This window comes from Cyanobium sp. PCC 7001 (assembly GCF_000155635.1).
Taxonomy (GTDB): Bacteria; Cyanobacteriota; Cyanobacteriia; order PCC-6307; family Cyanobiaceae; genus NIES-981.
On record NZ_DS990556.1, the window covers coordinates 751,137 to 773,166 of the forward strand.

At 68.7% G+C, this 22,030-nt stretch carries 20 protein-coding genes; 13 read left to right on the top strand and 7 right to left on the bottom strand.

Annotated features, from left to right (window positions below; all coding sequences use genetic code 11):
* The first annotated feature begins 170 nt into the window (after window positions 1–170).
* From CPCC7001_RS14350 to CPCC7001_RS03690, 6 genes are all read left to right on the top strand, one after another.
* Window positions 171–818 carry a TetR/AcrR family transcriptional regulator gene (locus tag CPCC7001_RS14350; RefSeq protein WP_071778261.1) on the top strand — a complete coding sequence of 216 codons (648 nt, stop codon included), beginning with the start codon at window positions 171–173 and terminating at the stop codon, window positions 816–818.
* Window positions 815–2,173 (top strand): reductive dehalogenase domain-containing protein, encoded by a 1,359-nt coding sequence (locus CPCC7001_RS14355; protein ID WP_006910682.1) that lies wholly within the window; start codon window positions 815–817, stop codon window positions 2,171–2,173. The genes CPCC7001_RS14350 and CPCC7001_RS14355 overlap by 4 nt, the downstream gene beginning before the upstream one ends.
* Before the next feature lie 650 nt (window positions 2,174–2,823).
* Complete coding sequence (locus tag CPCC7001_RS15990; protein ID WP_369699340.1) at window positions 2,824–3,117, top strand: hypothetical protein; 294 nt, start codon at window positions 2,824–2,826, stop codon at window positions 3,115–3,117.
* Between the two features lie 97 nt (window positions 3,118–3,214).
* Window positions 3,215–3,454 (top strand): hypothetical protein, encoded by a 240-nt coding sequence (locus tag CPCC7001_RS03680; protein WP_006909879.1) that lies wholly within the window; start codon window positions 3,215–3,217, stop codon window positions 3,452–3,454.
* Between the two features lie 13 nt (window positions 3,455–3,467).
* Window positions 3,468–3,956: a thiol-disulfide oxidoreductase DCC family protein gene (locus tag CPCC7001_RS03685; protein WP_006910874.1), complete on the top strand. Its 489-nt coding sequence runs from the start codon at window positions 3,468–3,470 to the stop codon at window positions 3,954–3,956.
* 37 nt (window positions 3,957–3,993) lie between these two features.
* On the top strand, window positions 3,994–5,559 hold the full coding sequence (locus CPCC7001_RS03690) for an NAD(P)/FAD-dependent oxidoreductase (RefSeq protein WP_006909672.1): 1,566 nt from the start codon (window positions 3,994–3,996) through the stop codon (window positions 5,557–5,559).
* A 1-nt stretch (window position 5,560) separates the two neighbouring features.
* Here CPCC7001_RS03690 and CPCC7001_RS03695 read toward each other — a convergent pair whose 3' ends face one another.
* Complete coding sequence (locus tag CPCC7001_RS03695) at window positions 5,561–6,013, bottom strand: DUF2721 domain-containing protein (RefSeq protein ID WP_006911408.1); 453 nt, start codon at window positions 6,011–6,013, stop codon at window positions 5,561–5,563.
* Between the two features lie 44 nt (window positions 6,014–6,057).
* On the opposite strand from CPCC7001_RS03695, the gene CPCC7001_RS03700 reads away from it, so the two are divergent.
* The 3 genes from CPCC7001_RS03700 (at window position 6,058) to CPCC7001_RS03710 (ending at window position 10,608) form a co-directional block, all read left to right on the top strand.
* Window positions 6,058–6,465: an OsmC family protein gene (locus CPCC7001_RS03700; RefSeq protein WP_006910568.1), complete on the top strand. Its 408-nt coding sequence runs from the start codon at window positions 6,058–6,060 to the stop codon at window positions 6,463–6,465.
* A gap of 114 nt (window positions 6,466–6,579) precedes the next feature.
* A complete protein-coding gene (locus CPCC7001_RS03705; protein WP_006909905.1) occupies window positions 6,580–9,021 on the top strand; it encodes a plasma-membrane proton-efflux P-type ATPase in 2,442 nt (813 codons plus the stop codon).
* 30 nt (window positions 9,022–9,051) lie between these two features.
* On the top strand, window positions 9,052–10,608 hold the full coding sequence (locus CPCC7001_RS03710) for a carboxypeptidase M32 (RefSeq protein ID WP_006910641.1): 1,557 nt from the start codon (window positions 9,052–9,054) through the stop codon (window positions 10,606–10,608).
* A gap of 33 nt (window positions 10,609–10,641) precedes the next feature.
* On the opposite strand, the gene CPCC7001_RS03715 is transcribed toward CPCC7001_RS03710, so the two are convergent.
* The gene (locus tag CPCC7001_RS03715; RefSeq protein WP_006909203.1) at window positions 10,642–11,193 is read right to left on the bottom strand and encodes a hypothetical protein; all 552 of its coding nucleotides are present in this window, start codon (window positions 11,191–11,193) and stop codon (window positions 10,642–10,644) included.
* Window positions 11,194–11,430: 237 nt separating this feature from the next.
* Between CPCC7001_RS03715 and CPCC7001_RS03720 the strand changes: the two genes are divergently transcribed.
* From CPCC7001_RS03720 to CPCC7001_RS03730, 3 genes are all read left to right on the top strand, one after another.
* Window positions 11,431–12,018 carry an inorganic diphosphatase gene (locus CPCC7001_RS03720; RefSeq protein WP_043368581.1) on the top strand — a complete coding sequence of 196 codons (588 nt, stop codon included), beginning with the start codon at window positions 11,431–11,433 and terminating at the stop codon, window positions 12,016–12,018.
* A gap of 45 nt (window positions 12,019–12,063) precedes the next feature.
* On the top strand, window positions 12,064–12,732 hold the full coding sequence (locus tag CPCC7001_RS03725) for a L,D-transpeptidase (RefSeq protein WP_156796667.1): 669 nt from the start codon (window positions 12,064–12,066) through the stop codon (window positions 12,730–12,732).
* 110 nt (window positions 12,733–12,842) lie between these two features.
* On the top strand, window positions 12,843–13,136 hold the full coding sequence (locus CPCC7001_RS03730) for a hypothetical protein (protein WP_006911544.1): 294 nt from the start codon (window positions 12,843–12,845) through the stop codon (window positions 13,134–13,136).
* A gap of 1 nt (window position 13,137) precedes the next feature.
* Here CPCC7001_RS03730 and CPCC7001_RS03735 read toward each other — a convergent pair whose 3' ends face one another.
* From CPCC7001_RS03735 to rpoD, 4 genes are all read right to left on the bottom strand, one after another.
* Complete coding sequence (locus CPCC7001_RS03735; protein ID WP_006909482.1) at window positions 13,138–15,156, bottom strand: chloride channel protein; 2,019 nt, start codon at window positions 15,154–15,156, stop codon at window positions 13,138–13,140.
* Window positions 15,131–16,096: a hydroxymethylbilane synthase gene (gene hemC / locus CPCC7001_RS03740; RefSeq protein ID WP_006910240.1), complete on the bottom strand. Its 966-nt coding sequence runs from the start codon at window positions 16,094–16,096 to the stop codon at window positions 15,131–15,133. Before hemC ends, CPCC7001_RS03735 begins: the two co-directional genes overlap by 26 nt.
* 84 nt (window positions 16,097–16,180) lie before the next feature.
* The gene (locus CPCC7001_RS03745; protein ID WP_006910735.1) at window positions 16,181–16,576 is read right to left on the bottom strand and encodes a DUF1824 family protein; all 396 of its coding nucleotides are present in this window, start codon (window positions 16,574–16,576) and stop codon (window positions 16,181–16,183) included.
* Window positions 16,577–16,604: 28 nt separating this feature from the next.
* Window positions 16,605–18,029 carry an RNA polymerase sigma factor RpoD gene (gene rpoD, locus CPCC7001_RS03750; protein ID WP_043368583.1) on the bottom strand — a complete coding sequence of 475 codons (1,425 nt, stop codon included), beginning with the start codon at window positions 18,027–18,029 and terminating at the stop codon, window positions 16,605–16,607.
* Window positions 18,030–18,622: 593 nt separating this feature from the next.
* Between rpoD and priA the strand changes: the two genes are divergently transcribed.
* Window positions 18,623–20,866, top strand: a complete 2,244-nt coding sequence (gene priA / locus CPCC7001_RS03755; protein WP_006909618.1) for a primosomal protein N' — start codon at window positions 18,623–18,625, stop codon at window positions 20,864–20,866.
* On the opposite strand, the gene CPCC7001_RS03760 is transcribed toward priA, so the two are convergent.
* Entirely contained in the window at window positions 20,863–22,029 is a 1,167-nt protein-coding gene (locus tag CPCC7001_RS03760) for a DUF3153 domain-containing protein (RefSeq protein ID WP_006910163.1), read from the bottom strand. The genes priA and CPCC7001_RS03760 overlap by 4 nt on opposite strands.
* Window position 22,030: the final 1 nt, after the last annotated feature.

The window sequence follows — 22,030 nt, forward strand, 5'->3', positions numbered from 1 at the left end:
GCACAGCCCTGCCTCGATACCCGCCCGAAGCAAGCGACCACCAACACCAGCCGAAGCAGCCATGCCAGCCGGCGTGTCGAAAGCGAGCCATACTGCGACGACGAATACGGTACAGTACTGTTTGGCCTGGTTGATGCCGGACCCAAGTCGTCCTTCGGTTGCTTTGTTCGATGGTCCGCGCCGCAACCCCTCCCCGTTCTCGAATCCTCCTGGCGGCCAAAGAGCTCTTTTTCAGTCAGGGTTTCGCCAGGGTCTCGACTGATGACCTTGCCCAGGCTGCCTCGGTTTCCAAGGCGACGCTGTACCGGCACTTCGAGGGGCTCAATGGGGTTCTTCGAGCAGTCGTGGAAGCTGAGGTTGAATGCTTTGAGCAGGGTGTTCCAACTGATGTTGAGACAGAGGAAGAATTCGTTGAAGTCCTGATCAGTTTTGGTTCGAAGCTTCTGAGATTTCTCAATCAGCCTGAGATCATCAGATTCTCACAGTTGATGTTTGAAGAGGCGCGTTCACACCACGATCTCGCCAGAGATTTTTACTCCTGTGCCTATGGCCGAACACAAGATGATCTATCACGCCTGATCCAGAAAGGCGTTGATCTTGGCTATCTGAAGTCAGAGCACAGTGCCAGTGATCTTGCTGAACAGCTTCTCGGGCTTTTGGAGGGTTTTGGATTCGTGCGCGCACTTCTTGGCTTGACCAGCCAACCATTTGAAAATCCCGAAGAAAAAAGCCGATCCTGTGTGCGCATCTTGTTGCACGGGCATGCAGGAAGCCCGAACCTTCTCGATCGCACTTTTATTCCTGCACGAAAGCCATGAGCATTCACAAATTCGCGTCTCCAGCGTCGCTTGGCGATCGGTTGAACGACTACAGCAAGCTTCTGATGGTTCATATCAAGAGCAAGTCTTTCACCATTGCTGTCGCGATCGCCACCCACTCAGTATTCCCGCTCCTTCGCTTGCTGCAGCAGCGGAAGATCGACAAAGGCGAGACAATCTGGCTGGAAGACATGCCCGGTCCACCACAAAGTCAGGTTTTCCCTCACCTGTCATTTCAACCGGCTGATCTGACTCCAAATGCCGGGCTACTTCGAAGACGTGCTCGCCACATGAAAGTCGATTACCCAGCAGCGGATTATCCATTTGCATACCGGAAGACGCCACTTTCAGGCAATGTGATCAATGGCTTGGGCGAGGAGGCTGCCCGCCAGCCTGACCATGTATTTTTCGGTGACTCCTACAAACGCGCCTGGGGAAAGCTGGACTGGTATTTCCAGGTTATGGAGCCCACCTCAATTCACCAACAGATTGCACAAATCTTTTGGCAGGACGGAGGTCGCGTTGGAATTGTGGCGCGCAGAAACACCGCCCCTCCAGAGCCGTCAGATGCCGCCCTCCTTGTCAAAGAGGCGGCGAGGCGCTTCGGCGCGAGCCTGGTGGGCATCACCAAGATGGATGCAAGTTTTTGCTACCGGGACTCATCGCCCGATTTCCAGTATGCGATCTCAGTGGCATGGCCTATGAATCGAGAAGAGATGCTGCACACACCGAGCCAGCGCTCCAATCGGGAGATCATGGATGCCTACAGGCAGGTCAATCGAGTCGCGATCAAGCTTGCGAACTTCATTCGATCCCTGGGCCACCCAGCTCAGGCGTCGACCAATCTAGCCCCAGGCTCCAGCACTGAAGTGCTTCATGTTCCCATTGCCATTGACGCTGGTCTTGGCCAGCTCGGCAAGCATGGATCCTTGATCACTGCTGAATTCGGCTCCAATGTGCGCTTAGCCACGGTGCTGACCGATTTGCCCCTTGCGATCGATCAGCCGCGCGACCTGGGTGTTGACGACCTTTGCCGTAATTGCCGGATCTGCGAAACCAATTGCCCGCCTCACGCTATTTTCTCTGAAAAGCAGACTGTGAGAGGCCAGAAGAAGTGGTATGTCAACTTTGACAAGTGCGCACCCTATTTTGCCGAAACACGTGGCTGCGGAATCTGTATTGAGGTGTGCCCCTGGAGTGAGCCCGGAAAAGGTCTGGAGCTCACAAAGACCCTGCTTGCTCGCCGCCATGCTGTTACGGGCAGCGAGTCGGCAGCTCTGTCGGAATGGGGCCCCACCTGGGTGCAGAGAACAACAAAGCCCGGGTCGAGGCCCCCAGCTCCAGGGCTGCCGTGATCCAGCCACTCAGCACGGCGACAGCGCCTGTGCCATCGGCCTGGCGTTGCAGGCACAGCGCAAGCCGGCCCGGCTGCCTCGGTTGGGGTTCCACCTCGAGCACAGCGCCGTAGAAGCGGGGCAGATCGGCGGGCTGGTCGGCCGCCAGCGCGATCGAGCCCTTCACGTTCCTCACAGACAGCATCCCAACAGATTGCAGACAGACTGCAGGGCCGTGCGTCCAACGGGCCTCAGGCCAGCCACCCACCCAACGAGATTGAGCTCAGGCCGCTCTTGGCGAAGTTGAAACGCAGCGGGCCCAGGTGGGGGGCACCTGAGCGCTGGGGTGCGCGCGACAAGCCCGGAGCGCATCGCAGCCGGGCCTGCTTCCAGCACCCGGGCCTGCTTCCAGCACATCGTGAAGAGCGGGGATGGTGGCCGGCAGCTCTCGAGGGAGCCATGCATGGCACGGGCAGCCACCTCCAGCGCAACGGCAGCTTCCCATCAGAGGTGGCCCGCGTCACCGCTCCAAGCTGGGCCGCCGCCGAGGGCATCGGGTCAGCCGGATCGGCGGGAGCGACCTCCCCGCGGGCGACTGGGTAGAGGTGCTGCTTGATCAGACCTCCTTCGGGAAGCGCTGAACCCGCGGGGCAGGGGCGGAGAACCGTCGCGTGATCCATCGCGGTGATCACTTGGTGAGAAGCAATCCGAAACAACAACCCGGCGCCACAGAAGGGATCACTGCCGGGCCGATAGCCTGTCAGGGCTGCATGGAGGCCTCTCTCTTGAACAAACTTGCAGGACCGTTGCGCAGAGCCTTGATCTATGGAGTGATCAGCTATTCCGGGCTGGTTCTGATCAACAATGCAGAGCTGAACTTACCCAACATGTGGATCGCCTACCTGCCGATGTTCATCGGCGTGTATGTGCTCACGCTCTGGCTGGACAGGAAAGTGGGAAGCTGAGGCTTTGATCACCTTGCTCATCTGGCACAGGTCTGGCACACGATGACGTCGTTGATGCCCTTTTTTCTTAGAGTTCAGTGACACACCGCCACCCAGGATGCGCCTGCTGCTCCCGGTTCTCGCTTGCCTGCCTGCCGTGCTGCTGCTGAGTGCACCGGCCCAGGCCCAGCGCGAGGTGAAGAAGCTCGGCTGGATCTGTCCCCTGGGCTACGTGGACCTTCTCAACGGCCGCTGCAGCACCCTTGGGCTCATGCGCTACGAGGTGCGTCCCACCCACGGCAGGCCCTGTCCTTCCGGCTGGATGAACGTGGGCGGCAAGTACTGCCGTCGCCTGTGAGGAGCAGCAGCCCATGACCAGCCCCGCCCCTGCCCTGGAGATCCTCTACGACGGAGCCTGTCCGCTCTGCCTGCGGGAAGTGGACGTTCTGCGCCGTCGCGACCAACGGCGCCATGGAGACAGCCCACGTCTCGCCTTCGTGGACATCGACGCTCCCGGCTACGACCCCGCGGCCCATGCCGGCGTGACCTACCGCGAGGCGATGGGCAGGATCCACGCGATCACGGCCGATGGCACGGTGCTCCGCGATGTGGAGGTGTTCCGCCGCGCCTATGGGCTGATCGGGCTGGGCTGGCTGTATGCCCCAAGCCGCTGGCCCCTGCTGAGACCCCTGGCGGATCTGGCCTACCGCGTCTGGGCGGGCTGGCGGCTGCGCCTCACGGGCAGGCCGGATCTCGACAGCCTCTGCCAGGAGCGCTGCGGTCTAGACCGGCCGTCAGCGGTTGGGGCCGGCGCGACAAGCGAGTCCGCCCCAAGCGAGCCTGCTCCGTCGTCGCCGTGAAGCCCCGCCCCAGGCCTGAGGCGGTGGGGGCGACGGGATGAGCCGCGCAGACCCCGCCACCGATCCCGACCTGCTCGTGGTGGGCAGTGGCCTCGGGGGCCTCTGCGCCGCCGCCATCGCCGCACGCCACGGCCTCGGCGTGCTGGTGCTGGAAGCTCACACCAGCGCCGGTGGCGCCGCCCATGGCTTCGAGCGGGAGGGGTACCGGTTCGAGTCGGGACCTTCCCTGTGGTCGGGGCTGGGGCGCTGGCCCAGCAGCAACCCGCTGGCCCAGGTGCTGCGCGCCGTGGGCGAGAGCGTTCCGGTGGCCACTTATCACGAGTGGGGGCTGCTCCTGCCGGAGGGCGATCTGCGGGTGGGGGTGGGGCTGGATCCGTTTCTGGCTGTGGTGCGTGAGCTGCGGGGGTTGGGGGCAGCCGAGGAGTGGGCCGCCTTCATGCGCTGGCTCCAGCCCTACTGCCAGGCCGCCCGCCAGCTGCCGTTGCTGGCCCTGCGTCCTGGCCTGGGGATGGCGAGCACCCTGGCGGCAGGCAGCGGCCTGGGCCTGCTGGGACAGGCCGGACGGCTGGCGGCCCTGGGCGGTGCCTTCGGTCCCATGGCGCGCCGCCATCTGCGCAATCCCTTCCTGCTCCACTGGGTGGACCTGCTCTGCTTCCTGATCTCGGGGCTGCCCATGGAGCGCACCAGCGCCGCCGCCATGGCGACACTGTTCGGGGAGTGGTTCGAACCCGAGGCCTGCCTCGACTACCCCATCGGTGGCAGTCCCGCCGTGGTGAATGCCCTGGTGCGGGGCGTTGAGCGCCACGGCGGCAGCGTGCGCACCCGCGCCCCGGTGGCCCAGATCCTGGTGGAGGGTCAGCGGGCCGTGGGCGTGAGGCTTCGCGGCGGCGAGATCATCCGGGCCCGCCGCGGGGTGATCGCCAACACGAGCCCCTGGGATCTCCTCTCCCTCCTGCCGGAAGGGTCCGTACCGGCCCGTTGGCGCCGCCGCCAGAGCCAGACGCCAGCGTGCCGGAGCTTCCTGCACTGGCACCTGGCCCTGCGGGCCAGCCCCGCCATGGCCGAACTGCCGATCCATCACGTGTGGGTGGGCGACTGGCAGCGGGGCATCGACGCCGAGCGCAACATGGCGGTGCTGTCGATGCCCTCGCTGCTGGATCCGGGCCTGGCGCCAGCCGGCCACCACGTGCTCCACGGCTACACCCCCGCCAACGAGCCCTGGGAGCTGTGGGAGCCACTGGAGCGCGGCAGCCCGGCGTACCGGGCCCTCAAGGCCGAGCGCTGCGCGCTGTTCCACGGGGTGATGGAGCGCCTGCTGCCCGGCTGGCAGGCCCAGCGGGTGCTGGAGCTCCAGGGCACGCCGCTCACCCATCGGCACTACCTGCGGGTTCACCAGGGCAGTTACGGCCCCGCCTGGCCGGCCGATCAGGGGCCCTTCCCCGGGGGCGGAACCCCGCTCGACGAGCTGGTGCTCTGCGGTGCAGGGGTCTTCCCCGGCATCGGCGTGCCGCCGGTGGCGGTGAGCGGTGCCGCGGCGGCGCACCGCTTCGTGACGGCACGGCAACAGCGGCGACTGCTGGAGGAACTGGAGCTGGCTGCCTGAGTCAGAAGCGGCGGCGCAGCTGGGCGGCCGCCAGCTGCACCTCCCGCATGAACAGCAGCACCGCCACCATCAGGCAGAGCATGGCGGCGGTGAACAGGGGCACCACCACCAGGGCCAGATCGATGGCAGCCACGGCGCTCATGAACACGACGACCACCACCAGGGCCACCAGCAGCACGGTGACGGTGCAGAGCTCGATGGCCTTGAGCACCAGCCCCATGCGGCGCTTCTGCAGCTGCAGCTCCTGCCGCGCCAGCCGGGCCTGGGAGATGGCGGCCTCGGCGAGCTGCTCCTGCAGGCGGCGCGAGCGGTCCACGATGCGGGCCAGGCGGTTGGTGAGCACCACCAGCAAGCCACCGATGCCGGCCAGCAGGAACACCGGGGCCACCGACAGCTGGATCGCCCGGGCCAGGCCTTCCACCGGAGCGGCGGTCACCGCCAGAACAGCGTGCATCCGGTCACCACAGTGGGACGACGACGCTAATCCGATCTGTACCCATGACCACCATCACCTGCCAGTACAGCGGCGGCCTGCGCTGCGGCGCCGAGCACGGTCCATCCGGCAGCCGGATCGAGACCGATGCGCCCGTGGACAACCAGGGCCAGGGGTCGTGCTTCTCCCCCACCGACCTGATCGGCACCTCGCTGGCCACCTGTCTGCTCACCGTGATGGGGATCGTGGCCGAGCGCCACGGCTGGACCCTGGAGGGGGCGACGGCGCGGGTGGTGAAGACCATGAGCCCGGAGGGGCCGCGCCGCATCGCCGGTCTGGAGGTGTGGATCGCGCTGCCGGCCCACCTGGAGGAGCGCCAGCAGGCGACGCTGCGCCGCGCGGCCGAGACCTGCCCGGTGAAGGCCAGCCTGCAGGGAGCGATACCGATGACGCTGCACTGGCACAGCGGCTGAGGCGATGCTGGGAGGGAGCGCCCGTTCCTCTCCATGCGCACGGCCCGACGCCCTGGCCGGACACCGCCGGCTGATCCGTTGCCCGGCTCGGGGACGGACCTCGCGACGCTGCCCGTGCCCGAGCTGCTCCGGCAGCTGAAGGCATCGGCCGGGGGCCTGGCCAGTGCCGAAGCCTTGCGGCGCCTCCAGGATGGGGGCCCCAACGAGCTGCCTCGCCACGCGGTGTCGCCCTGGCGGCTGTTGCTGGGCCATCTCTGGGGGCCCATCGCCTGGATGATCGAGCTGGCCGCCCTGCTCTCCGCCCTGGTGCGCGACTGGAGCGACCTGGGGCTGATCCTGCTGCTGCTGGCCGCCAATGCCGGGGTGGGCTTCTGGGAGGAGTTCAAGGCCGGCAACGAGATCGCGGCGCTCGAGGCCCAGCTGGCCCGGGAGGCGCGGGTGCTGCGGGACGGACTCTGGAGGCTGGTGCCGGCCCGGGAGCTGGTGCCCGGCGATGTGATCCGGCTGCGGATCGGCGACATCGTGCCGGCCGACGCCCGCCTGCTGGACGGGGGGCCGGTCGAGGTCGACCAGTCACCCCTCACCGGTGAATCCCTGCCGGTGGAACGGGAGCGGGGGGGCGCCGTGCTCTCCGGCTCGATCCTGCGCCGCGGGGAAGCCGATGCCCTGGTGCACGCCACCGGGCCGGCCACCAGCTTCGCCCGCACCGCCCGGCTGGCGGAGGCTGAACCGCCGCCCAGCCATTTCCAGCAGGCGGTGCTCAAGATCGGCGACTACCTGATCCTGGTGGCACTGCTGCTGATCACCCTGATCCTGGTGGTGGCCCTGTTCCGGGGGCACGGGATGGTGGAGACGCTGCGCTTCGCCCTGGTGCTCTGCGTGGCCTCGATCCCCGTGGCCATGCCCACGGTGCTGTCGGTGACCCTGGCCGTGGGAGCTGAACGGCTGGCCCGGCGCCGGGCCGTGGTCACCCGGCTCGCCGCCATCGAGGAGCTGGCGGGGATCGACATCCTCTGCTCCGACAAGACGGGCACGCTCACCCAGAACCGCCTCAGCCTCGGCTCGCCCTTCTGCGTGCCGCCAGCCACGCCGGAGCAGCTGCTGCGCTGCGCCGCACTCGCCTCCCGGGCCGAAGACGGCGATCCGATCGATGCCGCCGTGCTGGAGGCCCCCGAGGCCGGCTCCGCCCTGGCCGGGATGCGGATCGAGGGGTTCAGTCCCTTCGATCCGGTGTCCAAGCGCACCGAGGCCACGGCGGTGGACGCCGCCGGCCGGCGGCTGCGGGTGAGCAAGGGGGCTCCCCAGGTGATCCTGGCCCTGGCCGATGAGGCGACAGCGGTGCATCCTGCCGTGAATCAGGCGGTGGAGGCCTTTGCCTGCCGCGGCTTTCGCTCCCTGGCCGTTGCCGCCGCCGAAGACGACGGCCCCTGGCGGGTGCTCGGCGTGCTGCCCCTCTTTGATCCACCCCGCCAGGACAGCCGCACCACCCTGGAGGAGCTGGGGCAACTGGGCATCACCACCAAGCTCATCACCGGGGACCAGGTGGCGATCGCCCGGGAGATGGCGCACCAGCTGGGCCTGGGCAGCACCATCCTGCCGGCGGAGGACCTGGAGACGGCTCCCGGCACACCCCAGGCATCCCCCCTGTTCGATCCCGGCGAACGGATCGAGGGGAGCGACGGTTTCGCCCAGGTGTTTCCGGAGCACAAGTACCGGATCGTGGAGCTGCTGCAGCGCCGCGGTCATCTGGTGGGGATGACCGGCGACGGCGTGAATGATGCGCCCGCCCTGAAGCGCGCCGACGCCGGCATCGCCGTGTCCGGGGCGAGCGATGCGGCCCGCAGTGCCGCCGACATCGTGCTGCTCAGCCCCGGACTTGGGGTGGTGGTGGCGGCGATCCGGGAAAGTCGGCGCATCTTCCAGCGGATGCACCACTACGCCGTGTACCGGATCGCCGAAACGATCCGGGTGCTGGTGTTCATGACCGTATCGATCCTGGTGTTCGACTTCTATCCGCTCTCGGCGCTGATGATCGTGCTGCTGGCGTTGCTCAACGACGGCGCCATCCTCTCGATCGCCTACGACCGCACCCGCTGGTCACCCCGACCGGTGCGCTGGCAGATGCCGGTGGTGCTGGGGGTCGCCACGATGCTGGGTCTGGCCGGCGTGGTCGCCACCTTCGGCCTCCTCTACCTGGCGGAGGTGGGATTCAACCAGGCCCGGCCGTTCATCCAGACCCTTCTCTATCTGAAGCTGTCGGTGGCGGGCCATCTCACGGTGTTTGCGGCCCGCACCGTGGGGCCCTTCTGGTCGGTGCGACCGGCCCTGCCGCTGCTGCTGGCCGTGGTGGGCACCCAGCTGGTGGCCACGCTCCTGGCGGTGTACGGGATCCTGATGGCACCGATCGGCTGGGGCTGGGCCCTGCTGGTGTGGGGCTACTCGCTGCTCTGGTTCCTGGTGGAGGATCGGGTGAAGCTGCTGGCCTACGACCTCTTCGGCCGGCGCCCCACCCTGCTGCGCCGTCTGGTGCCGCACCGCCGGCTCCGGCCGGGCTGAGGCCATGCTGGCGGCAGCACCCCCGGCACCATGAGCACATCGGGCCCAGCCCTCAGGCAGCTGCGCGACCATCTCCACGAGACGCGGCTGCTCGGCTCGATCAGCAGCACCCTCTACTACGACCAGAACACGGTGATGCCCGCCGCTGGAGCGGAGTGGCGGGGCGAACAGCTCGGGCTGCTCGCCACCCAGATCCATCGCCGCCAGAGCGATCCGCACTACGCCGAGTTGCTGCAGGCGGCGGAAGCGGAGGTGGCTGCCGGGCGGCATGGCCCCCCATCGGCCCCGCTTCAGCGCAACCTGGCGTTGCTGCGGCTGGAGCTGGAGCGGCAGCGACGCCTGGATCCCGCCCTGGTGCCCGCCCTGGCCCAGGCCCAGTCGCGGGGGAATGCGGTCTGGCAGGAGGCGCGGTCCCGCAGCGACTTCAGCCGCTTCGCCCCGGCCCTGCAGGAGCTGATCAGCCTGCGCCGCAGCCAGGCCGCCCAGCTGGCGGCGGCCGAGCCTGTGGCGCGCAGCAGCTGGGAGGTGCTGGCCCAGCCCTTCGAGCCCGGCATCAGCAAAGCCCGGCTGGAGGCCCTGTTCACCCCGCTGCGCCAACAGCTGCCGCCCCTGCTGGACCGGGCCACCGAGGCGATCGGCCGGAACCCCAGCGGCTGCAGCCCTGACAAGCCGGTCGAGCTGCCCGAGGCCCTGCAGGAGCAGCTCTGCGCCGCGCTGCTGCAGAGCTGGGGCTATGACGCGCAACGCTGCCAGCGCTCCCGATCGGCCCACCCCTTTTCCTGCACCCTGGGACCGGCCGACTTCCGCATCACCACGCGGGTGGTGCCAGGGCAGCCGCTCTCGGCCCTGCTGGCCACGGCCCACGAGTGGGGGCATTCCCTCTACGAGCAGGGCCTGCCCCGCAGCGACGATCACTATTTCCCGTGGCCCCTCGGGGAAGCCACCTCGATGGGGGTGCATGAATCCCAGTCGCTGTTCTGGGAATGCCGGATCGCCAGAGGCGAGGCCTTTGCCCGGCGCTGGCATCCTCGCCTGGTGCACGGACTGGGCGCTGATCCCTGGGGCGACGGTCACGGCTTCTGGCGTGCCCTCAATCCCGTTCGACCCGGCCTGATCCGGGTGGAGGCCGACGAGCTGAGCTACTGCCTCCACATCGTGCTGCGCTACGAGCTGGAGCTGGCCCTGCTCGAGCAGGACATGCCGGTGGAGGAGCTGCCAGGGGAATGGAACCGGCGCATGCAGGAGCTGCTCGGTCTCACGCCTGCCAACCACGCCGAGGGATGCCTGCAGGACATCCACTGGGCAGAGGGCCTGTTCGGCTACTTCCCCTCCTACGCCCTGGGCCATCTGATCAGTGCCCAGCTGGCTGAGCGGCTGGAGAGTGACCTGGGCGGACCCGGTGCCCTGGAGACCTGCGTGGCCGAGGGTGAGGAAGGGCGGCTGCGCCACTGGCTGGCGGAGAGGGTGTGGCCGCTTGGGCGCAGTGTGGAGGGCGAGGAGCTGGTGCAGCAGGTGAGCGGCCAACCACTCAGCCCGGATCCTTTCCTCCGCTATCTCAGCGGCAAGCTGGAGCGGCTGCTGGGCTGAATCAGGCGGCCTCGGTCTTTGCCTGGGCAGGACTCATGCACCCCAGAGTTCTGCGACGGCAGCGTAATCTGAACGGGTTGCATCGAAATAACGTCTGCGATGGTTGTAGGACATGATGGTGTCCTTCGTTGTGTAGTCAGGATTGAACCCACTTCCGTAAGGATGATCCAGGCCAAGGACATGCAGGATTTCGTGCTTGATCGTGGCTCCCTCCTTCTTGGCCACCTTTCCTTTCTTCCGATCCAGCCAGGTCACATCGTAGCCATTAGGAGTAAAGAATGTCGAGCCAATAACTCGCCTGTTTTCATAACGCCGCAAGGAATAGATATCGACAAGCGCGGTTTCCTTCGAATCTGTGCGAACAAAGGACAGGCCGGTCAGCTGATCGAGGCGGTCCATGAACCCCGTGATGAAGCGCCGCTCACGCTTCGACATGCCACTGGTCTTTCGGAACCGCCCACCAACCAGTTCACGCCCACCCCCACTGAGATCGAGGTAATACGTCACGACGCCGCTGTCGTCGAGGAAGTCACCAAGCCGGCGGGCCAAACCTGGGTTGATGATGCCGTCAGTGGGGATGCCCATGGCGGTGCGACCCTTCCTCTTTCAAAACCCTACTCACCTCCTGCGATCGGGTGAGTTGACGGGGACCTGCGATTGCATCGGCCCCCTGCTGCTCGGCGGTTGCTCCCAGGCAGCCCGCCCCCGGTGCCGCCTCTCCAGGCCAGGCGCAATGCGGGCATGGCCAGTCCCTCCCACATCGTGCCGGGGGAAGCTGGCGAGGCAGTCCCTAAGATGCCTGGCGCTGTCACACTCTGTTTCATGGCGAACATCGACCACGCCCCGAGCCGCACGATGCTCAACCTGTTGCACGTGCTGCCGGCCTTCGCCGATGAAGCCGAGCTCAGGCTCAACACGATCGTGGAGCTGAACTCCATGACGATCAACAAATACGAACTGATCACCGAAACGGGTCATCTCAAGCTGGATCGGGTCGGCTACTCCTCCCTCGCTTACCCCTTCGCCTACGGCTGCATCCCCCGCACCTGGGATGAGGACGGCGACCCCCTGGACATCGAGATCGTGGGCGTGACCGAGCCGCTGGTTCCAGGATCCCTGGTGGAGGCTCGCATCATCGGCATCATGAAGTTCGACGATGGCGGCGAGGTGGACGACAAGGTGATCGCCGTGCTCGCCGACGACAAGCGGATGGACCACATCACCAGCTACACCCAGCTGGGAGACCACTGGCTCAAAGAAACGCAGTACTACTGGGAGCACTACAAGGACCTCAAGAAGCCCGGCACCTGCAGGGTGAACGGCTTTTTCGACGCGGCCGAGGCCGTGGCGATCGTCAAGGCCTGCGAAGCGCGCTACCTGGCCGAGATCGACGCCAAACTGGTCAACTGATTCCCGAGGCTGGTCTCCCCAATGTCGCGGCTGATTCCAGGGCTGATGGCCCAGCGTCTGATCCAGCGCCCGCTGAACCCCGCCCCCAGGCACCGTCTCCGGACAGGGGGCTTTGCCCTGGGCGTGGGGCTCGCTGCCCTGGTGTGTTCCCTCCCCTCCGCTCTGGCCGCCACAAACCCTGCCACCAGCGCTGCAACCACCCCGCCCGCGCCCCTTGCCGAGCCTGCACCCCTGTCGTCTCCACGGCCTGCTCCACTGCCTGGGGAACCGGCCACGCAACCGGCAGAAGTTCAGCCGGCTCCTGCCGCCATCCGGCGGGAGATCGTGCTGGAACTGGGGCGACGGGAGATCAGCCTGCGGGAGAACGGGCTGGTGGTGAGACGTTGGCCCGTGGCCATCGGCGACCCCAGCACCCCCACGCCTGTGGGCACCTTCAGGGTGGAGAACAAGGTGCTGAATCCCCGCTACCAGAGCACCCGCAGCGGCAAGATCAACAGCACGGTGGGGCCCCAGGGTCCATTGGGAGACCGCTGGATCGGCTTCAAGCACAGCGGTACCAACCAGTACGGCATCCACGGCACGCCCACGGCCTGGGCCTGGACCGTCACCTCGCGGGCCGCGGTGTCCAACGGCTGCGTGCGCATGCTCACCCCCCATGTGCGTGAGCTGTTCGACAAGGTGGACATCGGCACCCCCGTGATCGTCAAGCGCTGAGTCCGTCAGGCCCTGAAGCGGCAGGATCCGAAGACTTCCTGGAGATCGGTTCTGGAACCGTGACATCAACCGGCCTGATCCCGTAAGTTTCCGGCTGCATTTCGATCGCAATGTTTCCTGCTCCGCACCCCCAGCCACGCCAGGGAGCTGCCGGAACGGTTGGAGCGGATGCGCAGCAGGAGCGCTCTTCGGGCGGTGGCACCCCTGGGGGTCAATGGGGGTCGCAATCGCTCAGCACCACGCTGAAGTGGTCGGAGGAGGGTGAACTCTCCGCCCTCGACCTCGACCGGATCGTGGCCCGCCTGGCCGACGCGGACCCGGTGGCCAGCCATCTCAGCCTGCATCACTTCGGCATGGCCGGCCGCGACCCTGGCCACCGCCCGGAGAACGGAGCGGCGGGCTGACCTATCGCTGGGCCAGGGCCGAGCGGGCCAGGGCCCGGGCCAGGCCATCCCGGCTGGCCAGACCCCGCAGGCTGCTCACGGCCAACCCCGGGTTGGGCAGGCCGTGGGGCAGAACGCCGGCTCGGATGTGCTGGGCGGCGAACACGGGCAGCTGGCGACAGCCCGATGGGCTGAGCTGATCCTCCAACTGGGCGAGAGTCGCCTGTTCCGGCAGCCACAGCAGATCGCCGCGCACACAGGCACGGAGCAAAACAGCCGGAGCGTCAGCCAGAGCGGCGCCGGCTGGGATCTCGTTGCCTGATCGGATCAGCCGCTGCAGGTCGGCGAGGGTGGCCAGGCCGATCACCCAGGGGCCGTCGGCCACCACCAGACAGTGGCCATGCGCGGCCACCAGTTCGGCCAGGGCTTCCACCACCGGGGTCTCCGCCGGCAGCACCAGGGGAGCCTCCGGCTCGATGGCATCCAGCACCGACACCGCCGCCAGCTGGCGGCGGCGCTGCTCCTCGGCCACATCGGGCCCCAGCAGACCGGGGTCATGCAGGCCCTGCCAGCGCTCCACCAGCAGGGCGCTGAGGCCGGCGGCCGCCATCAGCGGCAGCACGATGCGGATATCCCGGGTGAGTTCGAACAGCAGCAGCAGGGCGGTGAGCGGGGCGCGGGCGCTTCCGGCCAGCACCGCTGCCATGCCGACCATGGCGTAGGCGGGAGGTTCCGCCACCGGCAGCTGCAGGCCCGCATCCCCCAGCAACTGGCCGTAACCGTTGCCCAGCACGGCCCCCAGCACCAGGGCAGGGGCGAAGCCTCCCCCCACGAACCCGGTGGCGTTGCTCACCGTGGTGGCCAGCAGCTTGACGCCGAGCAGCAGCAGCAGCGTGAGCAGGGGAATGCCCCCATCGCTGCCGAGCAGGGCTTCCACCGTGTCGTAGCCCACGCCCAGCACCTGGGGAAAGCCCAGCGCCATCACCCCCACGGCGGCGCCGCCGAGGGCCGTGGGAAGTGCCGCAGGAAGGCGGGCCAGCCAGCGCTGCAGCCGCTGATCACGGCCGAGGGCCAGCAGGCGCACCAGCAGCCAGGACATCAGGCTGGCCAGCACCCCCAGCCCCAGGTACAGGGGCAGTTCCAGGGGGGAGCGCACCTCGTAGGCAGGCAGCCGCAGGATCGGCGCATCCCCCAGCACCAGCTGGGTGACCAGTGCAGACGCCACGGCGGCCACCAGCACGGCACGGAGGCTGGGGCGTCCCTGAATAGCACTGAAACTGCCCTCGAAGGCGAAGAACACCCCGGCGATCGGCGCCTTGAATCCCGCCGCCAAACCCGCGGCCACCCCGGCCGCCACCAGCGCTTTCTGCCGCTGGGGCGGCAATCCTCCGCGCAGCGCCACCCAGAGGCCCAGGTTGCCGCCACTCTCCACACTGGGCCCCTCAGGCCCGAGCGAGGCACCGCTGCCCAGGCTCAGGGCCGCCCCCAGCAGGCGCAGCAGGGGCAACCGCGGGGCAGGCGCTTCCGTGCCCTCCGCCATGGCCATCAGGCTGGGCAGGCCCGGGCCCAGATCGCCCCCGAACCGTCGCAGCAGCCCCACCGCCAGACCGCCCAGGGTGGGCACCACCACCACGGGCCAGAGGCTGATCCAGTCCGGCAGCTGGGAGGCCGGCAGCGGCGGTGGCTCCGGCACCGCCGGGGGGGGCGGCAGGAAACCGAGGCCGCCCAGGCCGATGCGGAGCAGGGCCTCCAGCGGAGTGGCGCTGTCGGTCGCCAGGGGCGTGAGTTCCTGCACCGGCTCGGCCACCGGTCCACGGCCGATGCCGAGCAGGATCTCGATCAGGGGGCCGAACAGCCCGTTGTTGATCAGCCCCAGCAGTTCGTGGAAGAGCACCACGGCCATGCCCGTGAGGGCCCCCACCAGGGCCGCCCAGGCCAGCAGGCTCCACTGGAAGGGAAGGCGGGTGGCCGGCCCGCCTGGCTCGGGCTCGCCAGGGGGCTGGAGCTGCTGGGGTTCAGGCCTCGGGGCGGACGCTGGCAAAGATCTCCTCCAGGATCTCGCCGGCGCCCTGGTTCCGGAGGCTGCGGGCCAGGGCGATGCCGATGGCTTCCGGATCGTCCTGGGGGCCGCGGGCCTCATCCCGAATCAGACGCTGACCATCCAGGCTGGCCACCATGCCGGTGAGGACGAGCTCGCCGCTCTCCCCGGCTCCGTCGAAGCGGGTGTTCACACCGATCGGCACCTGACAGCCGCCCTCCAGCTCCCGCAGAAAGGCCCGCTCGGCCAGGCAGCGGCGGGCCGTGGGCAGGTGCTCCAGCACCTTGATCTGCTCCAGCACGGGCTCGTCGCCCTCGCGGCATTCGATGCCCAGGGCTCCCTGGCCCACGGCGTGCAGGGAAATGGAGGGATCGATCAGCTCGTGTATGCGGTCGCCGAGGCCCAGCCGGCCCAGGCCGGCTGCCGCCAGGATCAGGCAGTCGAACTCGCCGGAATCGAGCTTCTCCAGGCGCGTGATCACGTTGCCGCGCACGTCCTTGAAGGTGAGGTGCGGAAAGTGGTGACGGAGCTGGGCCAGCCGGCGCAGGGAGCTGGTGCCCACCACTGAACCCTCCGGCAGGGTGGCAAGGGTCTTGTCCCGGTGCTTGGCATGCACCACCAGGGCGTCGGCCGGATCCTCCCGCTCGGTGATGCAGCCCAGCATCAGCCCCTCGGGCAGGTTGGTGGGAAGGTCCTTGAGGCTGTGCACGGCGATGTCGGCCCGGTCCACCAGCATCTGGGCCTCCAGCTCCTTGGTGAAGAGGCCCTTGTCGCCGATCTTGGCGAGGGCCACATCCAGGATCTTGTCGCCCTGGGTGGCCATGGCCTCGATCGTGATCGTCAGATCGTCGTGGGCCTTGGCCAGCTCATCGCGCACCCAGTGGGTCTGCACCATGGCGAGCTGGCTGCGGCGGGAGGCAATGCGCAGGGTGGAGCCGGCCATCGAGATCCTTCGGTCGGCAGACAGACTGCCGTGTCACAGCCGCCCAGCCTAAGGACCGGCCCTCACCCCCAGCAGCCGGCCGGATCAGCCGAAACACTGCAGTGGCAGAGGGCCCCAGGTGTCCTCCGCCTCGGGGGCGGTGGCGCTGTGGCCGGTGATCAGCACGCCCTCCCCCAGGCCGCTCTCCAGGCGCAGCCGGAAGCGGCCGGTGCTCTGGTTGGCCTTCAGAAACACCGGGCCGTCACGGCTGTCGAGATCCTCCTGGGCAGGATCGGGCTCCAGGGCCTCCCAGCCGCACGCTTGCTCCAGGGCTCGCAAGGTGGCGACAGCCCGGCGGGCGGTGGGAGCCATCACCCCCACCGTGAACCACTCGCAGTCACCCATGCGGGTGATCAGCTCACCGCGCAGGCCGCTCAGCTCCTCAGGCTCGAGGAGGGGCGCCGTGCGCAGACCACGCAGGCTCTGCAGGGAAACGGCCATCGCTCACGTCGTGCTCACTTGGTCATGCTCACTTGATGTATTCCTTGAGCACGCCGTTCCGGTTGGGATGGCGGAGCTTGCGCAGGGCCTTGGCCTCGATCTGCCGGATCCGCTCGCGGGTCACGTCGAAGATCTGGCCGATCTCCTCGAGGGTCTTCATGCGTCCGTCATCGAGGCCGTAGCGCAGGCGGAGCACATCACGCTCGCGGGGGCTCAGGGTGGCGAGCACGCCCTCGAGGTCTTCGCGCAGGAGGTTCTTGGCCACGTCCTGCTCGGGGTTCTCGATGTCGGCTTCGATGAAGTCACCCAGACGGGAATCCTCCTCCTTTCCGATCGGGGTCTCCAGAGAGATGGGCAGCTGGGCGCTCTTGGCGATGAAGCGCAGCTTCTCGATGGTCATCTCCATCGATTCGGCGATCTCCTCCTCGGTGGGCTTGCGGCCGAACTCCTGCGAGAGGGTCTTGGTGGTTTTCTTGATGCGAGAGATCGTTTCGTAGAGGTGGACCGGCAGGCGGATGGTGCGGCTCTGGTCGGCGATGGCCCGGGTGATCGCCTGACGGATCCACCAGGTGGCGTAGGTGGAGAACTTGTAGCCCTTCTCGTGGTCGAACTTCTCGGCGGCGCGGATCAGACCGAGGGAGCCTTCCTGGATCAGGTCCTGGAAGCTCAGGCCCCGGTTCATGTACTTCTTGGCGATCGACACCACCAGCCGCAGGTTCGACTGCACCATCTTTTCCTTGGCCCGGCGGCCCAGCATCAGCCGCCGCCGGAACTTGATCAGGGGCATGTCCACGAGGGCCGCCCACTCCTTGTTGTCGGGATAGTGGCCATGGTCCGCCTCGAACTGGGCCGCCAGCTCCTCCAGCTGGAGGAGATCGGCGATCTTGCGGGCCAGCTCGATCTCCTCATCGGGGCGCAGCAGCCGGATGCGGCCGATCTCCTGCAGGTACACCCGGATCGAGTCTTCCGTGTAGACCCCCTTGGGCCCCACCTTGATGCTGGCCAGGGCCTTGGCGGCCTTCTCGTCTCCGGCGGGCTTCTGATCCCCGGCGGCCTTGGGAGCCTTGGCGGCCTTGGCACTGGCATCGGCCTTGGCGCCCGCGGTGCCGGCGGCGGCCAGCAGTTCATCCGCCGCGGCATCGAGATCGGCGGCGGACGCATTCGCAGCAGAGACCTTTCCAGCAGAGGCCTTCCCAGCGGAGGACTTGGCGGCAGTGGCCTTGGCGGAGGTCTTGGGGGTGGAGGTTTTGGCAGCAGCCTTGGCCTTGGCGGCAGCTCCGGTCTTGGCGGCGGGCTTGGTGGCCTTGCCGGCGGCCTTTCCCTTGGTGGCGGCTGGGGTGTCGGTGGCGATCTGGTCGGCGGCGGCGGGGCTGACGTTCACCGCTTCACCCGTAGCCGTGGCCACCATCAGGATCTGGGCAGCGGGCTTGGCCTTGGGGAGTGCGGTGCTCATCGAGGGAAGGGGTGTGGGGCGGGATGGGGAAGACTGCGAGAGGGGCAGTGCGGCGCCGTTCAGATCGGTGAAGGGCAGGATCGGCAACGGGCTGGTTCGGCAGGCGGGAACGACGGGCGTTCGGAAGGGCGACCGGCCTGGCCGGGGAAGCCATGGACGCGACAGCACGGAGCCGCGGGTCGCTGAACGCTCATGGGGAGGGGCCCTGGGGCCCGGTTCCTGACGGCTGGGACAGTCCGGCTGCGGAACGACTCGCTGGGGTAGGAGCCGGGTTCATCCGCGAAGAAATGAAACCTGAGGCAACAAAACCTTGAGATGTACGCGCAAGGGCTGGACGTCCCTGGAAGGGATGAGGGCAATGGGGGAGGGTTCCGGAGCTGAATCCGGCGTTTGGGCCGACCGAAGCTGGGTTCGGTCGGCTTGGATTGGTGGGTGTGTGGCCGAAGCCGGATGCAGGGCTGTCAGGGGTGGTCGCAGACAGGAGGGCTCGGCGGAAGGAAAACTTCCCGGCTCTCTTCGTGTCTTCCCGCTGGACGGAACTCTGCTTGGTTCCGACGGCAGCCGATGAGCTGCCCAACACGTCCATCCTATGAATGGCCGGTGCCGAATGCAAGTTGGTGGGGCAGTGGCTCCAGATCTGGCTGGAGGCCGGACGCGAGGGACAGGTGTTCACCTACGGGAACCCCGCGGCACTCCCCGTTCAGATCGGTGACCTGGTTCAGGTGCGCCTGCAGGGCCGCCGCCACAGCGGTCTGGTGGTGGACAGGCTCGAGGAGCTCCCAGCCGCGCTGGAAGGGAAACAACTCCAGCCGGTGGAGCAGGTGCTCCAGCCCGCGGCCGTGGATCCCCAGTGGCACACCCTGATCGCCCGGGTGGCGGAGCAGTGCCACACCAGCCGCTTCAAGACCCTCAAGAGCGCCCTGCCGCCCGGATGGCTCGGCCAGCGCCGGCAGGGGGGCCCGGGAACGGCCCGGATCCAGGCCGTACGGCTGGGACGCACACCGGCGGCGGATGAGCGGCTCACCGCTCGCCAGCGCCAGCTGCTCGACCATCTGGCGGGGGCCCCTGCTTCGGTGCCCCTGCGCCGGCTGTGCGGGCCGGCGGGCTTCAGCCGGGCCGTGCTGCTGGGGTTGGAGCAGCGGGGGCTGGTGGAGCGTCTGACGCTGGAGGCCGGGGACCTGCACGCGGCGATGGCCGGCGCCCTGGATCCTCCCCAGCCGCTCACCGTGCCCCAGGGGCAGGCCCTCGAGGCCATCACCGCCGCCGCCCCGGGCCAGGCCTTCCTGCTCTGGGGGGTGACCGGATCCGGCAAGACCGAGGTGTATCTGCAGGCGGCAGCCCACTGCCTGGGGCAGGGCCGCAGCACCCTGCTGCTGACCCCGGAGATCGGCCTGATCCCCCAGTTGCTCGACCGCTGCCGCCGCCGCTTCGGCGCTGCCGTGGTGGAGTACCACAGCGGGTTGGGCGAGGCGGAGCGGATCGCGGCCTGGCGGCGCTGCCTCGGGGGCGATCCGCTGGTGGCCGTCGGCACCCGCTCGGCGGTGTTCCTGCCCCTGCCCCATCCGGGGCTGATCGTGCTGGATGAGGAGCACGACGGCTCCTACAAGCAGGAGAGTCCCATGCCCTGCTACCACGCCCGTGAGGTGGCCCGGCTGCGGGCGGAGCAGACCGGGGCCTGGCTGGTGCTGGGCAGTGCCACGCCGGCGCTGGAAACCTGGCTGGCCTGCCAGGGCCAGACGGGTGGAACCACGCGGCTGTTGAGCCTCTCCGAGCGGATCGGGGGGCGGCCGCTCCCACCCGTGCGGCTGGTGGACATGCGGCAGGAACTGGCCGAGGGCCACAGGCGCCTGCTCAGCCGCCCACTGCTGGATCGGCTGCAGGGCGTGAGAGAGCGCGGCGAGCAGGCCGTGGTGCTCGTGCCCCGGCGCGGCTACCGCACGTTCCTGAGCTGCCGCAGCTGCGGAGAGGCGGTGCTTTGTCCCCACTGCGATGTGGCGCTCACCGTGCACCGCTCGGCAGGGGGACAGGAATGGCTGCGCTGCCACTGGTGTGACCACCGGACGGCGGTGGAGGCCCGCTGCGGGCACTGCGGCTCCACGGCCTTCAAACCCTTCGGAGCCGGCACCCAGCGGGTGATGGAGCAGCTGGCCGCCGAACTGGAGGGTCTGCGGGTGCTGCGCTTCGACCGGGACACCACCCGCGGCCGCGACGGCCATCGCCGGCTGCTGGCGCGGTTCGCCGCCGGCGAGGCCGACGTGCTCGTGGGCACCCAGATGCTGGCCAAGGGGATGGATCTGCCCCAGGTGACCCTGGCCGCCGTGCTGGCGGCCGATGGGCTGCTGCACCGGCCCGACCTGCGCTCCGCCGAGCAGTGCCTGCAGCTGCTGCTGCAGCTCGCCGGTCGGGCCGGGCGGGGCGAACGTCCCGGGGAGGTGCTGGTGCAGACCTACTGCCCCGAGCACCCGGTGATCCGGCATCTGGTGGACGGCCGCTACGACCGCTTCCTGGAAGACGAGATCGCCCTGCGCCGCAGCGGTGGTCTGGTGCCGTTCAGCCGGGCCTGCCTGCTGCGTTTCAGCGGGACCAGCCCCGGCAGCACGGCCACGGCGGCCGCCAGCGTGGCCGAACAGCTGCGGCCGGCACTGGAGCGGAACGGCTGGTGTCTGATCGGGCCGGCACCGGCACCGGTGGCGCGGGTGGCGGGGCGCAGCCGCTGGCAACTGCTGCTGCACGGCCCGGCAGGCGGACCCCTGCCCCTGCCCTCGGAGGCCGAGCTGCGCCGGAGCCTGCCCAGCGGGGTGGGCCTCGCCATCGACCCCGATCCCCTCAGCCTCTAGGCGGGCAGCTGGGGCAGCCCGAAGCCGAGCTGCTGCCGCAGCCTGGCCACCAGCAGCACCACCAGCAGGGCGATGCCGATGGCGAAGGCGCCCAGCCCGAGGGGACTCCAGCGCCAGCAGCGCACCTCCAGCCGGTTGTCGGCTCCGAGCCGCAGGGGCCAGCGCACGCCAGCGCCGGACTCGAGCGGAACGGTCGCCTCCGGGGTGGCCAGCCGCACGGCGCCAGGCCCGAGGGGGGAAAGATCGAGGCTGAAGGCAGCGCCGGGCAGGGGATCGGCAGTGCGGAGGTCAACACCAACCTCCAGGTGCTGACGCACGCCCACCAGCCAGTTGCGTTCCTGCCACCCCAGCCGGGGGGGCGGCAGCTCCAGGCCGGCCAGACGACCGGCCTCGGAGATGGTCTCCCCCAGCTGCTCCAGGGCGGCAGAGGCCGGCAGGACGGGGCTCACCAGATGGTCCACCCCGGGGCGCTCGGGGCCGGTGGGCCGCAGACCCGCCCGCCGCAGGGACGCCAGCAGGGCCTGCTCCCAGGGAGTGGGGGCCGTGGCGGGATCCCGCTCCAGCCGTTGCCCCAGCTGCAAGCGGCCGGGGGACTGGAACTGGATTTCGGCGTGCACGCTGCCGCAGCCCCCCAGGAGGACGGTGAGCAGGAGCAGGGCAAGGGCGAGGGCGGCAAAGCCGAGCGGAGGCCGGGTGGGTCCCACCGGGGGAGCGGGAGGCGGGGGAGGTTGCCGCTGGCGTCGCCGCTGACTGGCGAGCTGCTGCAACCGTCCGGCCACGGGCTCGGCCTCGCCGAGATCCGGCAGGGTGAGCGACCAGTGGCGGGGCCGCTCCAGAGCCGGGGCCTCGAGCACCGCCAGCAGATCCCGGGCCTGGGCCCTGAGGGTCGCGTCGCTGCAGCGCTTCACCTGGCGGCAGCAGGCCATGGCCCGCACGCTGTTGCCCTGGCCCATCCAGGCGGTGGCCATCAGCAGCTGCAGCTGGGCCCCGTCGGCCGTGGCCGGGGGGTAGGTGGCCACCAGGGGCTCCAGGCTGCGCAGCACGCGGCCGTAATCCCCCCGCTCCAGCCGCTGACGAGCCTCACGGAAGGGATCGGCGGCCGGCAGTTCGCCGGACGGGGGACCCTCGGGCTGTGAAACGTCGGGCTGAGGAATGTCGGACATC

Bases quoted from the DNA above. Each gene is read 5' to 3' on its own strand.
- CPCC7001_RS14350 (WP_071778261.1), top strand. From the start codon at position 171: ATGGTCCGCGCCGCAACCCCTCCCCGTTCTCGAATCCTCCTGGCGGCC.
- CPCC7001_RS14355 (WP_006910682.1), top strand. From the start codon at position 815: ATGAGCATTCACAAATTCGCGTCTCCAGCGTCGCTTGGCGATCGGTTG.
- CPCC7001_RS03680 (WP_006909879.1), top strand. From the start codon at position 3,215: ATGCGCCTGCTGCTCCCGGTTCTCGCTTGCCTGCCTGCCGTGCTGCTG.
- CPCC7001_RS03685 (WP_006910874.1), top strand. From the start codon at position 3,468: ATGACCAGCCCCGCCCCTGCCCTGGAGATCCTCTACGACGGAGCCTGT.
- CPCC7001_RS03690 (WP_006909672.1), top strand. From the start codon at position 3,994: ATGAGCCGCGCAGACCCCGCCACCGATCCCGACCTGCTCGTGGTGGGC.
- CPCC7001_RS03695 (WP_006911408.1), bottom strand. From the start codon at position 6,013: ATGCACGCTGTTCTGGCGGTGACCGCCGCTCCGGTGGAAGGCCTGGCC.
- CPCC7001_RS03700 (WP_006910568.1), top strand. From the start codon at position 6,058: ATGACCACCATCACCTGCCAGTACAGCGGCGGCCTGCGCTGCGGCGCC.
- CPCC7001_RS03710 (WP_006910641.1), top strand. From the start codon at position 9,052: ATGAGCACATCGGGCCCAGCCCTCAGGCAGCTGCGCGACCATCTCCAC.
- CPCC7001_RS03715 (WP_006909203.1), bottom strand. From the start codon at position 11,193: ATGGGCATCCCCACTGACGGCATCATCAACCCAGGTTTGGCCCGCCGG.
- CPCC7001_RS03720 (WP_043368581.1), top strand. From the start codon at position 11,431: ATGGCGAACATCGACCACGCCCCGAGCCGCACGATGCTCAACCTGTTG.
- CPCC7001_RS03725 (WP_156796667.1), top strand. From the start codon at position 12,064: ATGGCCCAGCGTCTGATCCAGCGCCCGCTGAACCCCGCCCCCAGGCAC.
- CPCC7001_RS03730 (WP_006911544.1), top strand. From the start codon at position 12,843: ATGTTTCCTGCTCCGCACCCCCAGCCACGCCAGGGAGCTGCCGGAACG.
- hemC (WP_006910240.1), bottom strand. From the start codon at position 16,096: ATGGCCGGCTCCACCCTGCGCATTGCCTCCCGCCGCAGCCAGCTCGCC.
- CPCC7001_RS03745 (WP_006910735.1), bottom strand. From the start codon at position 16,576: ATGGCCGTTTCCCTGCAGAGCCTGCGTGGTCTGCGCACGGCGCCCCTC.
- rpoD (WP_043368583.1), bottom strand. From the start codon at position 18,029: ATGAGCACCGCACTCCCCAAGGCCAAGCCCGCTGCCCAGATCCTGATG.
- priA (WP_006909618.1), top strand. From the start codon at position 18,623: ATGGCCGGTGCCGAATGCAAGTTGGTGGGGCAGTGGCTCCAGATCTGG.
- CPCC7001_RS03760 (WP_006910163.1), bottom strand. From the start codon at position 22,029: ATGTCCGACATTCCTCAGCCCGACGTTTCACAGCCCGAGGGTCCCCCG.